The 13071-nt window shown below is 71.2% G+C and carries 15 protein-coding genes and 1 tRNA gene; 4 read left to right on the plus strand and 12 right to left on the minus strand.

What is annotated here, in order from left to right:
* Positions 1 to 69: 69 nt before the first annotated feature.
* The 8 genes from BLW41_RS10770 to BLW41_RS00030 form a co-directional block, all read right to left on the minus strand.
* Positions 70 to 246 (minus strand): hypothetical protein, encoded by a 177-nt coding sequence (locus BLW41_RS10770; RefSeq protein ID WP_177169199.1) that lies wholly within the window; start codon positions 244 to 246, stop codon positions 70 to 72.
* 1 nt (position 247) lies between these two features.
* Positions 248 to 424 carry a hypothetical protein gene (locus tag BLW41_RS10775; protein WP_177169200.1) on the minus strand — a complete coding sequence of 59 codons (177 nt, stop codon included), beginning with the start codon at positions 422 to 424 and terminating at the stop codon, positions 248 to 250.
* Positions 421 to 1029, minus strand: a complete 609-nt coding sequence (locus tag BLW41_RS00005; protein ID WP_143038473.1) for a hypothetical protein — start codon at positions 1027 to 1029, stop codon at positions 421 to 423. Before BLW41_RS00005 ends, BLW41_RS10775 begins: the two co-directional genes overlap by 4 nt.
* A 1046-nt stretch (positions 1030 to 2075) precedes the next feature.
* Positions 2076 to 2318 carry a hypothetical protein gene (locus BLW41_RS00010; RefSeq protein ID WP_143038474.1) on the minus strand — a complete coding sequence of 81 codons (243 nt, stop codon included), beginning with the start codon at positions 2316 to 2318 and terminating at the stop codon, positions 2076 to 2078.
* Complete coding sequence (locus BLW41_RS00015) at positions 2315 to 2608, minus strand: hypothetical protein (protein ID WP_093115070.1); 294 nt, start codon at positions 2606 to 2608, stop codon at positions 2315 to 2317. The genes BLW41_RS00010 and BLW41_RS00015 overlap by 4 nt, the downstream gene beginning before the upstream one ends.
* The gene (locus BLW41_RS00020) at positions 2605 to 4191 is read right to left on the minus strand and encodes an AAA family ATPase (RefSeq protein ID WP_093115072.1); all 1587 of its coding nucleotides are present in this window, start codon (positions 4189 to 4191) and stop codon (positions 2605 to 2607) included. The genes BLW41_RS00015 and BLW41_RS00020 overlap by 4 nt, the downstream gene beginning before the upstream one ends.
* Positions 4188 to 4391, minus strand: coding sequence for a hypothetical protein (locus tag BLW41_RS00025; RefSeq protein WP_143038475.1), 204 nt, complete (start codon positions 4389 to 4391; stop codon positions 4188 to 4190). The genes BLW41_RS00020 and BLW41_RS00025 overlap by 4 nt, the downstream gene beginning before the upstream one ends.
* A gap of 994 nt (positions 4392 to 5385) precedes the next feature.
* Positions 5386 to 5458 (minus strand) — tRNA-Gly (locus BLW41_RS00030).
* A 90-nt stretch (positions 5459 to 5548) separates the two neighbouring features.
* Here BLW41_RS00030 and BLW41_RS00035 point away from each other — a divergent pair.
* Positions 5549 to 6043, plus strand: coding sequence for a cytochrome c-type biogenesis protein CcmH (locus BLW41_RS00035; protein WP_093115076.1), 495 nt, complete (start codon positions 5549 to 5551; stop codon positions 6041 to 6043).
* An 81-nt stretch (positions 6044 to 6124) separates the two neighbouring features.
* Positions 6125 to 6898, plus strand: coding sequence for a cytochrome c biogenesis CcdA family protein (locus tag BLW41_RS00040; RefSeq protein ID WP_177169201.1), 774 nt, complete (start codon positions 6125 to 6127; stop codon positions 6896 to 6898).
* Here the strand turns inward: BLW41_RS00040 and BLW41_RS00045 are convergent.
* From BLW41_RS00045 to BLW41_RS00060, 4 genes are all read right to left on the minus strand, one after another.
* Positions 6885 to 8246 (minus strand): dihydrolipoyl dehydrogenase family protein, encoded by a 1362-nt coding sequence (locus BLW41_RS00045; protein WP_093115080.1) that lies wholly within the window; start codon positions 8244 to 8246, stop codon positions 6885 to 6887. The genes BLW41_RS00040 and BLW41_RS00045 overlap by 14 nt on opposite strands.
* A gap of 11 nt (positions 8247 to 8257) precedes the next feature.
* Positions 8258 to 9655 (minus strand): alpha/beta fold hydrolase, encoded by a 1398-nt coding sequence (locus BLW41_RS00050; protein WP_143038476.1) that lies wholly within the window; start codon positions 9653 to 9655, stop codon positions 8258 to 8260.
* 45 nt (positions 9656 to 9700) lie between these two features.
* Positions 9701 to 11374, minus strand: a complete 1674-nt coding sequence (gene argS / locus BLW41_RS00055) for an arginine--tRNA ligase (RefSeq protein ID WP_218138145.1) — start codon at positions 11372 to 11374, stop codon at positions 9701 to 9703.
* Positions 11375 to 11491: 117 nt separating this feature from the next.
* Complete coding sequence (locus tag BLW41_RS00060) at positions 11492 to 11899, minus strand: 23S rRNA (pseudouridine(1915)-N(3))-methyltransferase RlmH (protein ID WP_093117172.1); 408 nt, start codon at positions 11897 to 11899, stop codon at positions 11492 to 11494.
* A 67-nt stretch (positions 11900 to 11966) separates the two neighbouring features.
* Here BLW41_RS00060 and BLW41_RS00065 point away from each other — a divergent pair, with 67 nt between their 5' ends.
* On the plus strand, positions 11967 to 12263 hold the full coding sequence (locus tag BLW41_RS00065) for a DUF3467 domain-containing protein (RefSeq protein WP_093115086.1): 297 nt from the start codon (positions 11967 to 11969) through the stop codon (positions 12261 to 12263).
* 76 nt (positions 12264 to 12339) lie between these two features.
* Positions 12340 to 13071, plus strand: a complete 732-nt coding sequence (locus tag BLW41_RS00070) for a metallophosphoesterase family protein (RefSeq protein ID WP_093115088.1) — start codon at positions 12340 to 12342, stop codon at positions 13069 to 13071.

Here is a 13071-nt window from a genome sequence, read left to right on the forward strand (position 1 = left end):
CCGCTCGAGCTTCCCCGCCACGTCACGCCCCCTCGGCTAGCTCGGGGGTGGCGAGCGTCCCTGCTCGCCTCACGCCCCCTCCCTGAGAGCTTCCGCGGACGCGATGAGGGAGCGGCCGATCCGCTCCGCCTCGTCGGAGTCGGAGAGGGCGCGACGGTCGGCGCGGGCGAAGTACCACTCCCCGAGCATCGTGTTCCCGGTCCGCCACGCATCCCCGACGATCATCGCCGCGACCGACTCGGACACCTCAACCCCCGTCGGCGGCGGGGTCGGACGCGAGCTGCTCGTCAAGCGGCAGCAGCCCGCGAAGCTCCTCGTAGTCCTCGCCCTCGCAGGAGGCCCGCAGCTCCTCAGCGACGAGGCAGCGGAACGCCTCGACGCGCTCGGGCCGGATCGGGAGTCGCGTCATCGTCGTGTTGGTCATCGGTTTGCCTCCTCGCGGCCGGACAGGGACAGGGAGGGGACGCGGCGCAGCGCGGCCAGTCGCTCATGGGCGAGCGCGTCGGCGTCGATCACGCCGGCCAGGTCGGGTTCGTCGAGCAGAACGGCCACTTCCTCATCGGTCGCGCCGTAGCGGCGCAGCGCCTCCACGAACCGCCGACGCACCCCATCCACGGCATCGGCCGCGGCGTCGGCCGGTCCGCCGCCGCGCAGCTCCGCAGCCTGCTCGACCGCCCACGCGATCCCGTCGAGCAGCGGGCGGATGCCGAGCTCGTCGAGGTCGCGGCGGGTGATCGTGTAACGGAGGCGACTCGCGAGCCGGGGGGCGAGCACGTCGCGGGCGAGCGCCTCGCACACGTGGGCGAGCGCCTCGCGGCCGCCCTCGACCGTCACCGGCCCCTCAACCTCGTCGGGTAGCTGGGCGAGTAGCGCCAGGTCGTCGGTGAGGCACCACGCGCACGCGCGAACCTCCTCAACTTCCCCGCTATTGGCCTCGTGCTTGATCCCGTCCGCGTCCGACGCGATCTCACAGAACACCGCGGCGCGCATGTCATCGACAAGCGCCGCCGGCACCGTCACAGACGCCATTCAGAACCCCCTTCCAGGCAGGGGAGGACGAAGCACCCGCGACGGGCGTTTGCGCGTACGATCCCGAATCGGCATGGGAGCCCGTACCTCCCGTGTCAGGCCCCGGTGTGGCGTGCCAGCGCCCGCCGGGGCCGCTTTGCGATACGGGCGCATCGTAACCGCGTCCATCCCGCGTCGCCACCCGCTCGGGGGACCGCAACCCCGCGGGCCGATTCGTTCCCGCGAACGGATGCGCCGTCCCTTCGCGAGGCGCTGCACCGCCCACACCGGGGCGGACAGCGCCCCACCGCTTACGCCACGCGGGCACCATCCCCAGGGGTTGAGGCGACCTCCGCGAGCGCGGCGGCGAGCGCCCACCACGGCGGCCCAGGGTTTGCGACGGTGGTCGTCGCAGCGCGGCCGCCCGTCAGGCACGAGGCGACCGCACACAACGCACGCTCTTTTCGGCACGTCGCTGCTCCTTTCTGGTCACATCGTCACAGAGCGTCACGCCAACGTCACGCCCCGTCACATCCGTGACGTTTCTGTGACGGGCTGTGACGTTTTCGTCACACGCCGTCACATCACCGTCGTCGCGCTCGCGTTCGCAGTCACGCCGCCCTCCTGGTGGGCTTCGACGGCCGCAAGCGCCCGTTGCTCGATGCGCGAGGAAGCAGTCAACCTGCTCGGCGTCTCGGGGCGGGGAGGGAAATCGGCTGCGGCGCGGGGCGTTTGGTGGGGTGGGCGTGAAGTTTTGGCCCCCTACCGGGAGGCGAGCGATCCGGTCGAACTCCTCGCGGACGCGCTTGGGGGCGCGAATGCTCGGCGTCGGGTCGACGCGGCGTACCATTGGCCGAGCAGCTCGAGCCGGTCGGCGTGCTTGGCGCAGACCCACCGGCCTGGGAGCGCGTCGGTCCCGCACGCACCGGCGCGCCACATGCACACCGTCCCTGGCGGAGGGAACGGCGGGACGCGGAGCGCCTCCCGGCGGGCGAGCGCCGCCGCGGGCAGCTCCCGCACCGGTCGGGCCTTCTTCGGGTAGCTGTGCTTGCGACGCCGACGGCACTTCACGCAGCCTCTTCCCGCCAGTCGGGGTCGTCCGCTTCGGGTTCCGGTGCGGGGTCGAGGCGGCGGCGAGTGAGCGCCCGCCCATCGGCAGCGAGCGCGAGCGCGACCGTGGGGCGCTGCGCTCGCCGGTGGTCGAGCGCGACCACGACCACCCCGCCCTTGAGCAGCCGGACCGCGACGGGGCCATACCGGCCGGCGATCCGCGCGAGCTCGCACGCCTGCGCGACGGTCAACACGATCACGGCCGCCGACCCCCTCCGTTCCGCAGCCAGTCGTCAAGCTCAGACTTGCGGGCGATGAGCGCCGACCCGTCGCGGTGGACGGGGATGCGCGGCGGGGTGCACGAGGCGAGCGCGTACACGCGCGATCGCGGCGCGTCGATGTAGCGCGCGATCGCGTCGGCGCCGCGAAGCCACCCATCGTCCGGCACCTGCCGACGTTCGGCGAGGATCTCCGCGACCCGCTCGGCGAGGTGGTCGATCAGCTCGGCCGGCAGCGGCAGCGCGAGGGGCTCGAGCCGCTGACCGGTCATGCCGCGCCTCCTCGCCTGCGTGCCTTACCGTGCGCCGGAGGGACCCAGCGGTCGCATCGCTCGCAGAGCCAGCCGTGAGCGGTCGGGCGAGTCGGAACGATGCAGCCTTCGGGGTCGTCACAGGGCCTGCCGTGCCCTGCCGTGCCCTGCCGTGCCAACTCCGCGTCCTGGCACGACAGCCCCGCGGAGGGGCCGCAATCCCGCTTCCCATGCGGGTTTGGCTGTCGTGCCACCCCTGCCGTGCCAGGCGCCGATGGCACGGCAGGAAGGCGCCAGTGACCGACCGCACGCGAGGAGCCGGGCGGCGCGAATCGGGCCGTCTCGACGTCGAGACGCTCGCGCGCTCTACCGACCGTCCGCCATGCGATGTCCGCCGCCTTCGCAGCCTGGCGAATCTCCGCAGTCGGGTGCCACTCGCCGTCGCCGAGCTCGTCGGCGAGCCACTCTGCGGCGGCCTCGATCTCCGTGCGCGGCTCGACCGTCGGGGCCGAGAGCAGCTCGGCGGCGCTCGTCTCGCACTCGCCGACGAGCACGACCCGCGAAGTAGGGATGACCTCGCCGCCGTCGGCGCGCACCTCGCAGCCCTCGACCTTGTACGCGAGCGACGGCGAGAGCGGCCCCACGTTGCACTTCGCGTGCGCGAGCACTCGACTGGGGCCGTCCTCGTCGTTGGGTGCGCGGCCGAAAGCGAGCACGGACCGCGCGGCAGCCGTGAAGGCGATGGAGCCGGATACGCGGTCGAGCGCGTCTGCCGCCCCGCCCTTGCGGAGATGGATCGTGGCCAGGACGGCGAGGTCAGCTTGCTCGGCGAGCTGCGCGAGCGGGGCGAGCGCGCGGCGGACGTCCTGGTCGCGGTGCGCGTCGATCCCGCCGCCGAGCGCGGCGACAAGCGGATCGATGACAAGTAGCCGGGCTCCGTGCCCGTTCGTCGCTTCGGCGATGCGCTCGAGGTCGCCGGGGACGCTCACCAAGTCGGGGCGGCCGTCCTGCTCGGCCTCGAGGATGAGCACCCTGTCCAGGTCGGCCCCGGCGGCCATGAGGCGGGGAACGATGGTGCTGCGGGGGTGGTTCTCGTAGGAGAGCAGCACCACGCGGGCAGGCTCGCCCGCGAGGTCACCCTCGAGCCGACCGCGCGAGAGGTCGGCCGAGAGGCCAGCGATGAGGGTGGATTTGCCGAAGCCTTGGCGGCCGGCGAGGATGGTGACGGCGCCGAGCGGCACGCGGCCCGCCCACGCCCAGCGGGTGCGCTCCGGGGTGATCGCGCTCGCCGGCGTCAGGAGCACCCGCCGGTTGTTCTCGCCGCCGTCTCCTTTGCGAGCTGGGCCGTGCCCGTTCGTCGCCTCGCGGTGCCGGTCGGGCAGGTAGCGGGCGTAGGCGGCCGTGATTTCCTCAGGCGGGCAGCCGGCCGGGCAGCTCATCTCGAGCTGCGGGGGGTCGTCGGTGACGATCCGCACGTCGAGCGGACCCCCGCAGACGCGGCAGAAGGTGTGGAGCGTCCGGCCGTCGTCGGAGTAGCGGCAGCCCGGGTGCTCGTAGGCGGCGAGCGCGCGCCGGGGCGGGCTGGTGAGGGTCGAGCCGTTCATGCTGCTGCTCCGGGCGGATAGAGGACCGCGAGCAGCGCCTCCTCGCCGGACAGGCGGAGGGCATCAAGCACGAGCGCTGACCGCTCGCTGAGACTCAGGCGCCGGAAAGCCTCGAGTGCCGCTTCGGGCGCCGCGCTGGCCGCTGCGATGACCGCTCGCCGCTCGAGCGCGGCGCCGTCGAGGCCGCGGCTGGCGCGCATCCTGTGGGCGTCGTCGACGTAGCGCGCCTGCGGACGCTTGCCGAGCTCGTCGAGGTTCGCCCCGCAACCGCACGCGCACAAACGCGGCGCGTGCGGTCTGGGTTCGTCTGGGTCGCCGGCAGAGTCCGGGTCGCCCCGCGACGGCCGGGCGGTCGCAGCAAGCGACCGACGGGAGCCTCGAGAACGCGCATTTGTCGCCGGGCGAGGGGCACGGCCACGGGCGGCACGACGCCGCCCCGCTGCCGGTGGAAGCTTCCTCGCCCAGTCCTCACCGAACATTGTTGTGCCAAGCGCCGTCGCGGCCCGCAGTGCGCGCCGGGCCATGCGGGCGATCTCCGTCCGCTGCTTTTCCGGCGAGAGTCCCCGAAGCTCCGAGCACTTCAGGTCTGACGATCCCCCGGGCACAGGGAGAGTCGCGACGTCGACTCGACGAACAATCCGCTCTGCCACGCTTCGGCGAAGCTCCTCGCGAGCCGCGAGGCATTCCGCGTACATCTCCTCCGGGGACCGGCGAAAGCGGAACCCGTGCCGCCTGGCGATCTGGTCGCGAATCTGCAGCGAGCGCAGCGTCAGGTCCGCGCCTCGCCTTCGAAGGGCCAGCATTTGCGGATCGGTCGCCTCGGCTTCGTTGACTTCCCGCCAGAAGGCGGCGACGCGTGCCTGAGTCGGGGAATGCGGTCGGCCGCCGTTGCGGCTAGCGCTTGGGTGACGCTCCATGGTCGGTCCTCGGTCGTTTCATGTGCTGAGACGGTCCGCCGGTCGCGCGAGCGCGCGCGTCGCCCGCCGGTCCGGCAGCGGGCGACGCGGAACGCTCAGCACATGCGACGAGGACCGTCACGCCTCCGAGCTTACGCGCGGGGTCGGCTGGCAGTTCGGGTTTTTCGCCCGCGCGTGCATCGTGTTGACCCAGGCGTTGACCCGAAACGCTCCGGGCGGCCGCCCACGCCGGCCCCGACCATGAGAAAACCCCGCGTTTGCGGGGCTTTCCTGTGAGAGCGGACGACGGGGATCGAACCCGCGACCTTCGGCTTGGGAAGCCGACGCTCTACCAACTGAGCTACGTCCGCACCTGCCACCCCGCCGCCTGAGCTGCGGGACAGCGGTCTCAAGAATAGTGCGCGGAGCGTGGCCGGCGGGGCCCTTTACGCTTCGCTGCGATGAGCCCGAGGGCGGCCTTCACGCGCTTGGCGGTGGTCGCGGTGCTGGCCGCGACCGTGAGCGCGCTCGCTCTCGCTGCCAGCGCCGCAGCCGCCACCTGTCCCCGCACGACACTCGCCGACGTTGAAGACGAAGTGATGTGTCCGGTGTGCGGCACGCCGCTTCAGCTCGTCACCGAGGCGCCCCAGGCGCAGCGCGAGCGAGCCCTGATCGTGCGCCTGATCGCACGCTGCCGCTCCAAAGAGGAGATCAAGCGCGCGCTGGTTGCCGAGTTCGGCCCGCGCGTGCTCGCTCTGCCCGAGGACCGCGGCACGCGCCTCGCCTCGTACCTCGTGCCGACCCTCGCACTCGGCTTCGCCGTACTCGGCCTGGTGTTCGCCGCCCGCCGCTGGCGGCGCAGCGGCGGCCGCGCCTTGGCGGCGACTACAGCTGCCCGCGGCGACCCGCACGATCCCCGCGTGGACCGCGAACTGGAGCGCAGTGGTCTCCTCTGACCGCACAGCAGTGATCGGTGATTCGCGCGCAGTGACCCCTAATTGCCACGCAGTGATGCCCGGCAAAGGAGCGTGTGGAACGTGAGCGCTTTGCTTTCCCCGGCTCTCCCGATCGCCGCCGGCGTCGACGCCAGTGTCGCGGCCGCCTTCGGCGTCGGCTTTGTGTCGTTCATCTCGCCCTGTGTGCTGCCGCTGGTGCCCGGCTACCTGTCGACGATCTCTGGCGTTTCGTTTGCCGACCTTCGGGCCGGGCACCGACGCCTCGCGGTGCTCGGTCCGGCGCTCGTCTTCTGCCTTTCTTTCTCGCTCATGTTCGTCGCGCTCGGACTCACCGCGACCGGGCTTGGACGGCTCCTGCAAGACCACCGTGAGCTCTTGCAGAAGGTCGCGGGCAGCGCGATCGTGGGCCTGGGCTTGCTGTTCGTGGCTAGCGCGCTGCGCCCCGGTGTGGGTCGTGAGTGGCGGCCGCGCGCACTAGTCGAGCGGGCCGGCGCGGGCGGGCCGGTGATCGCCGGACTCGCCTTCGCTGTAGCCTGGCTGCCCTGCACGGGACCGACGCTCGGGGCGATCCTCACCGCAGCCAGCACGGAGTCGACAGCTGACCGCGGTGCGCTGCTGCTCGCCGCTTACGCGGCGGGACTCGCCTTGCCGTTCCTTTTGTGCGCGCTCGCCTTCGAGCGCGTGACGCCGCTCTTTCGGTTCCTGCGCGACAAGTGGCGACTGGTGGCGCTGACCGCGGGTGGCGTGCTGGTGGCGATGGGTGTGCTGGTCTACACCAACGAGCTCGCGCGCCTCAACGCCGAGGCCCTATCGCTGCTCGACCGGCTCGGCGTAAACGTGTTCAGCGAGCTATAGCGGCGGCGAGCTCCTCGAGCGCCGGCACGTACGCCTCCACGTAGGTCGGGAACTGCGGCAAGAGCGCCGCGAGCAAGCGGGGCACAGGCAGGCGCGCGCCGATCGCCAGCGCAGCCAAATGAATCCACTCCCCGGCGAGCGGCGCCAGCGCCCAGGCACCGACCAACTCGCCACTCGCCCGGTCCGCCAGCAGGCGCATGGCGCCACGCGGCTGGCGCTCGAAGGTGTAGGGACGAGCGATCGCAGTAGGTAGCTCGACGGTGGCACTCACCACGTCGATTCCCCGCTCAGCTGCAACGCGTTCCGAAACTCCTACCGCCGCTAGCTCAGGATCGCAGAACACGACCCGCGGCACCGCCCGATAGTCGGCCTGGAAACCGTGTCCGAGGATGTCGGCGACGGCCACACGCGCCTGGTACTTAGCCACGTGGGTGAATAGAGCGACGCCGGTGACGTCCCCGACCGCCCAAACATCCTCCGCAGCGCGGCAGTGCGCATCGAGCGACACAGCGCCCTGGTCGCCGAGCGCCCCTACGCGCTCGAGGCCGACGCCCCGCACGCGCGGAGCACGACCGGTCGCGACCAGCAGCTGCCGCGCGCGGAGCTCGCGATCATCGGCTAGCCGCAACGCGATCCGCCCGTCCGCGGTCTTCCGCACCGACCGCGCTCGCCCGCGCTTGACGATCCGTACACCGTCGTCCGCGAGGGCGTGCTCCACGAGCTCGCCCGCCGCACGGTCCTCGCGGCTAACCAACCACTCGCCGGAGTGAACTATCGTCACCTCGACCTCCAGCCGCGCAAACAGCTGAGCGAGTTCGACGCCGACCGGTCCACCCCCCAAAACGATCAAGCTGTCAGGCAGCTCGCTAGTCGTCGTCGCCTCCTTGTTCGTCCACGCGCCAACATCGCGAATACCAGCTATCGGAGGCAGCACCGGGTCGCTGCCGGTCGCAACGACGACGTACCGGCAAGCAAGCTCGCGGTCACCGGCACGAACACGGCCGGGACCGGTCAGCGACGCCTCGCCCTTGATCACTTCCGCACCCCGCTCGCGGTAGTGCGCAACCTGAGCGGAGTCGTCGAGTCCCCGAATCATCCAGTCGCGGTACGAAAAGGCGTCGCCGAGATCGAGCGCCGGCCGGTCGAGACCAGCCACGCGAGCGGCTGCAGCACGCGCCTCGACCACGCGCAGCAGCGTCTTAGAGGGGATACACGCCCAATACCCGCACTCGCCGCCGATCAGGTCGCGCTCGCAGACAACTACCCGCATCCCGGCGTCGATCAGTCGCCCGGCCGCGACCTCGCCGCCTGGCCCCATGCCGATCACGCAAGCGTCGAAGCGTTCCACCAACAGCTCGGCTAGCGGTTCGTGCGGCCGTGCTGGTCCATAACGAAGCGGCGCAGGAACGGCACCACGGTCTTCAGGAAGCGGTTCGAGCGGGGATCACCGACGACCGGGTCGAGGTGGCTCGCTTGGGGATCGTCGACGAGCACCGCACGCTTGACCCGCGACAGCTTCACGAACCTGCGTGCACCGCGCAGCACGCGGCCACCGGTGAGGTCCGTTTGGTAGGCGTAGAGCGGCACGTTTACCGCTCGCGCCCAACGCAAACGCAGGCGCAGCACTTTCGCTGCCTCGGTCATCCGCAGGTCGTTGGCGGCGTCGACGTCGAGGCGCAGACGACGCGGGAAGTACCACTCGATGAAATCCGGCTTCAGCGCCGCCATCGCTCGCGCCAGCCGCTGAATCGGCGTGCGCTCCCCGCTCACCCAACGGCGCGGATCGCCGCTCGCCGCCAACGAACCGGCACGCACACGGATGAACTCGAAACCGGGCGGGGAGCTGTCGCGGTCGAAGGCGTAGCCGACCAACGCCTCGTTGGTGACGGTGAACGGCGGCCTGAACGCCGGCGGCACCAGCGGCTGGAGCTTCGCTGGCGCGTTCGGTGCCTGCACGGCGTACAGGCCAGCGGTCTCCACGAAAATCCCCGCAAGCTCTGGCGCGCCCAGGCCCAACACATCCTCGAACGGCTGGCCGCGCCGGATCTCGTCGAGCTCGCGACGCGCTCGCTGCGCGTCCGCGGAGTCGAAAGTGCCGAGCAGGCCCCCGTCGATTAGGACCAGACCGGCGATGTCGCGGTAGCCCGGACGGCCGTCGAAGTCCCAGGCCGCGTAGGCGAGCGCAGTCGATGCGCCCAGCGAGTGGCCGCCCAGCACCACGCGCCGCCCACCGGCCCGCGCGGCCAGCACCACGCGCCGCAGATCGGCGAGCTGGACGGCAAGCCCCCACTCGGAGACGTAGGGCACGTCGAGGCCCCGCACCCGTCGATAGCGGCCACCGAAGTAGTAGTCGAAGGCGGCGTTGGCGCTGCGGCTCGCGAAGCCGCGCTGATCCTCGAGCGCCTGCTCGCGCCGGTCGACAACCCAAACCTGTGTTTGCGGCAGCCGCGCCGCGAGATCGCGAGCGACCGGCGCGATCGTGCCGGCGCCACCCAGGAACCCGGGAACCAGCACCAGCACCGTTCGCGCCCGCCGCTCGCCCACCTGGTACACAAAGACACGGTCGAAGCGGACCGACCCCGGCGCCGGCGCCCCCTGCAGGCTGACGTAGCGCTCGATCCGCGCCGCGGACGCGGCCGGCGGAGCGCTAAGCGCGAGCACAAACCCGAGGAGCGCCAACAGCGGTACGAGCCGCGCAAACGCCTGCGAGACCCGCAACCCACGGGCACTGCCGGACACCCCCCTCGTCGCCAGCACAGGACGATCCTAACCGGCGCCCCGCAGCGCGCCGCAGCGCGCTCGCTACATGCGCGAGGGCGCGGAGATCCCGAGCAACCCGAGGCCTCGGGCGAGCGCGTCGCGCACGGCGATGCAGACGGCGAGGCGGAAGTCTTCGTCTCCCCCCTCCTCGCTCGCCCCGAGGACCCGGCAGTCGCGGTAGAAGGCGGAAAAAGCGCGTGCCAAGTCGAGCAAGTAGGCCGTCAGGCGGTGGGGTGCTCGTCGCTCCACTGCCTCCCCCACCTCAACGGGCAGTGCGAACAGCGTAAGCAGCAGTTCACGGGCGGCCGGTGCGAGGTGCTCGCGCGAGGCCGCGAGGTCGCACGAGCGCACCGCTTGCTCGCGTCCCTCGCCGGCGCGCTCGAGGATGCTCGCGATCCGCGCGTGCGCGTACTGCACGTAGTACACCGGGTTCTCCTGGGCCTCGCGACGCGCCAGATCGAGGTCGAGCTCGAGCGTCGTGTCGTGGCTGCGGGAAAGCAAGAACCAGCGGGCCGCGTCGACGCCGATGTCGTCGATCAGTTCGTCGAGCGTGACGACGGTACCGGCGCGCTTCGACATCTGCGCCCGCTCGCCCCCCTCGACGAGGTGGACGAGCTGCATGATCACCAGCTCCAGACGATCAGGGTCACCGCCCAGCGCCTGCCAAGCGGCGCGCATGCGTGCGACGTAACCGTGGTGATCGGCACCAAGCACGTCGATCGCGCGCGCCCCGCCCGGCTCCTCGGCGCGCGCTAGGCGCTCCAGTTTGTCGGCGTGGTAGGCGATGTCCGCCGCGAAGTACGTGTACTCGCCGCTCGAGCGGCGCAGCACGCGGTCCTTGTCGTCGCCGAAGGCCGTCGTGCGCAACCAAAGGGCACCCTCGCGCTCGTAGGTGTGGCCGCGCTCGGCGAGACGCGCGAGCACGCTTTCGATCGCGCCGCGTTCATGCAGAGAGCGCTCCGAGAAGAAGCGATCCATCTGCACCCCGAAGCGATCAAGCGTCGCGCGCACGGAGTCCAGCATCGCCTCGACGCCGCGCTGGGCGAGCTCGTCGAGCGGCAGCTCCGCCGCGCCCGGAATCTGGTGTGCGAGCACGCTCACGTAGGCGCCGTGGTAGCCATCCTCCGGCGGCTCCTCGCCGCGCGCGCGGGCAGCCAGCGAACGAGCGAAACGCTCGACCTGTGAACCGGCGTCGTTGACGTAGTACTCGCGCTCGACCGCGTGTCCTGCGAACTGAAGCAAGCGGCAGAGCGCGTCGCCGTAGGCGGCGTGGCGACCGGAGGCGACGGTCAGTGGGCCGGTCGGGTTGGCGCTTACGAACTCGACCAGCACGCGCTCCGGGAGCACCGCGCGCGGGCGCCCGAACGACTCGCCCGCGGCGATTACGGCACCCAGCGACTGCTTGAACCAGGCGTCACCGAGGCGCAGATTGAGGAACCCGGGACCGGCCACATCGATGCTCTCGACGCGCGCCCCTAGCCGCTCCGCAAGCTCGGCAGCGAGCTTCGGTGCCACCGTCCGCGGCGCCGAACGCACCACGGGCGCCAGCAGCAGCGCGGCGTTGCTGGCGAAGTCGCCGAGTTCGCGGTCGGGCGGCCGCTCGAGCGTCGGCTCGCGCGGAAGCTCGCCGCCACCGGCAACCGCGCGCGCCGCGTCGACCAGCAGGTCCCGTAACTCGCCGACCGGGTCGCAAAGGGTGCCGCTCGTAGCGCTCACGTCGAGGGCGCAGACTACTGACGCGGTCAGGGCCATGGAGCCGCTGTCGCAGTAGCGATGGGCGCGCGCCCTCAGTGCTGATGGACGCGCGCTCTGAGTGCTGACGTACGCGCGCTCTCAGTAGTGATAAGGCTCGCCGGCGAGGATCTTGTGCGCCCTGAAGAGCTGTTCAAGCAGCACCACCCGCGCCAACTGGTGAGGCAGGGTCAGCGGTCCCAGCGAGAGCGTCTCGTCGGCCTCCGCGAGGTCGATTCCTTGCGGGCCCCCAATCACGAACCAAAGATCGCGGGCGGCGAGCAGCCGCCGCTCGAGCCAGCGGGCGAATTCGAGCGAGGTGCGTGCGCGACCGCGCTCCGACAACAGCACCACGTGGGCCTCGGCAGGTAGCCGCTCACGGGCGCGGCGCTCGTCGCGGGCCTCCACCAGCTCTACCCGGAGGCGGCCCCGCAGCAGTCGCAGATAATGATCGCAGTCGTCGACGAACGGCGGCTTGGCGCGCCCGACCGCAAGGATCACGATGCGCACACCTTGAGGATGACGCGCCACGACCCCTGCACTGCCCGCTCCGCGGCCGCTTGCGATACTTGCCGGCGTGAGCGAAGAACAGGCCGAGCGCAGGTTCAACATCCACGCCGATCCCGAGACGATGGCCGGTGTATACGCGAACTTCGCCAACGTCTCCCACTCCGACTACGAGTTTTCGATCACCTTCGCGCGCGTCGACCACGAGGTGGAGGAGGGGGAGGTCCCGGGGGTCGTCGTCTCGCGGATCAACATGTCGCCGCGCTTCATGCGCGAGCTGATCGACGCCCTGCAGGACAACTACGCGCGGTGGCAGACTCGGCAAGGCATCCGCGACCTACCGGAGTACGGCGGTCCCGAGGACTGACGAGTCGGTCGAAGACGCGGGCTTCGCGCCATCCGGTCGCGCGCAGCACCCGCCCGGCCGTTGGCAACGAGCGCCATTGATCGCGCTGATATCCGACGTCCACGGCAACCTGCCAGCGCTGCGCGCGGTGCTGGAGGACGTCGAGCGCGTCGGCGTGAGCGAGATCTGGTGTTTAGGCGACGTCGTCGGCTACGGCGCGCACCCGAACGAATGCGTGGAGCTCGTCGCTGAGCGCTGCTCGCGCTGGCTAGCCGGTAACCACGATCTGGTCGTCTGCGGCACGCTGCCGATCGAGGAGTTCGCGGCGCACGCCCGAGTGGCGGCGGAGTGGACGCGGGAGGTGCTCGACCCTCAGGCACGCGAGCTCTTGGCCGCACGCATGCCCTTCGATCTCAGCGGACCGGTTGGGCTCTGGCACGCCAGTCCGCGCGACCCGGTGTGGGAGTATGTGCTCGCAATCCCGCAAGCTGCCGAGTGCATCGCGCTGATGCCCTTCCGGATCGGCTGCATCGGCCACTCGCACGTTGCCCTGTTTTTCTCCAGCAGCGACGGCGCGCGCGAAACGATCGGCGCCGTCGCTGATCCCGGGCGAGAACTCGTGCTGCACACGGGCCGGTGGTTGCTGAACCCCGGGAGTGTCGGTCAGCCGCGCGACTCCGACCCGCGGGCGAGCTGGCTTCTACTCGACACGGAGCGGCAAACGGCGCGCTGGCGGCGCGTCGAGTACCCGATCGCCGAGGCCGCCGAGGCGATCCTCGCAGCGGGCCTGCCCACAATCCTCGCCGAGCGGCTTTGGACCGGTACCTAG

Origin of the sequence: Thermoleophilum album, assembly GCF_900108055.1 — a bacterium.
Taxonomy (GTDB): domain Bacteria; phylum Actinomycetota; class Thermoleophilia; order Solirubrobacterales; family Thermoleophilaceae; genus Thermoleophilum; species Thermoleophilum album.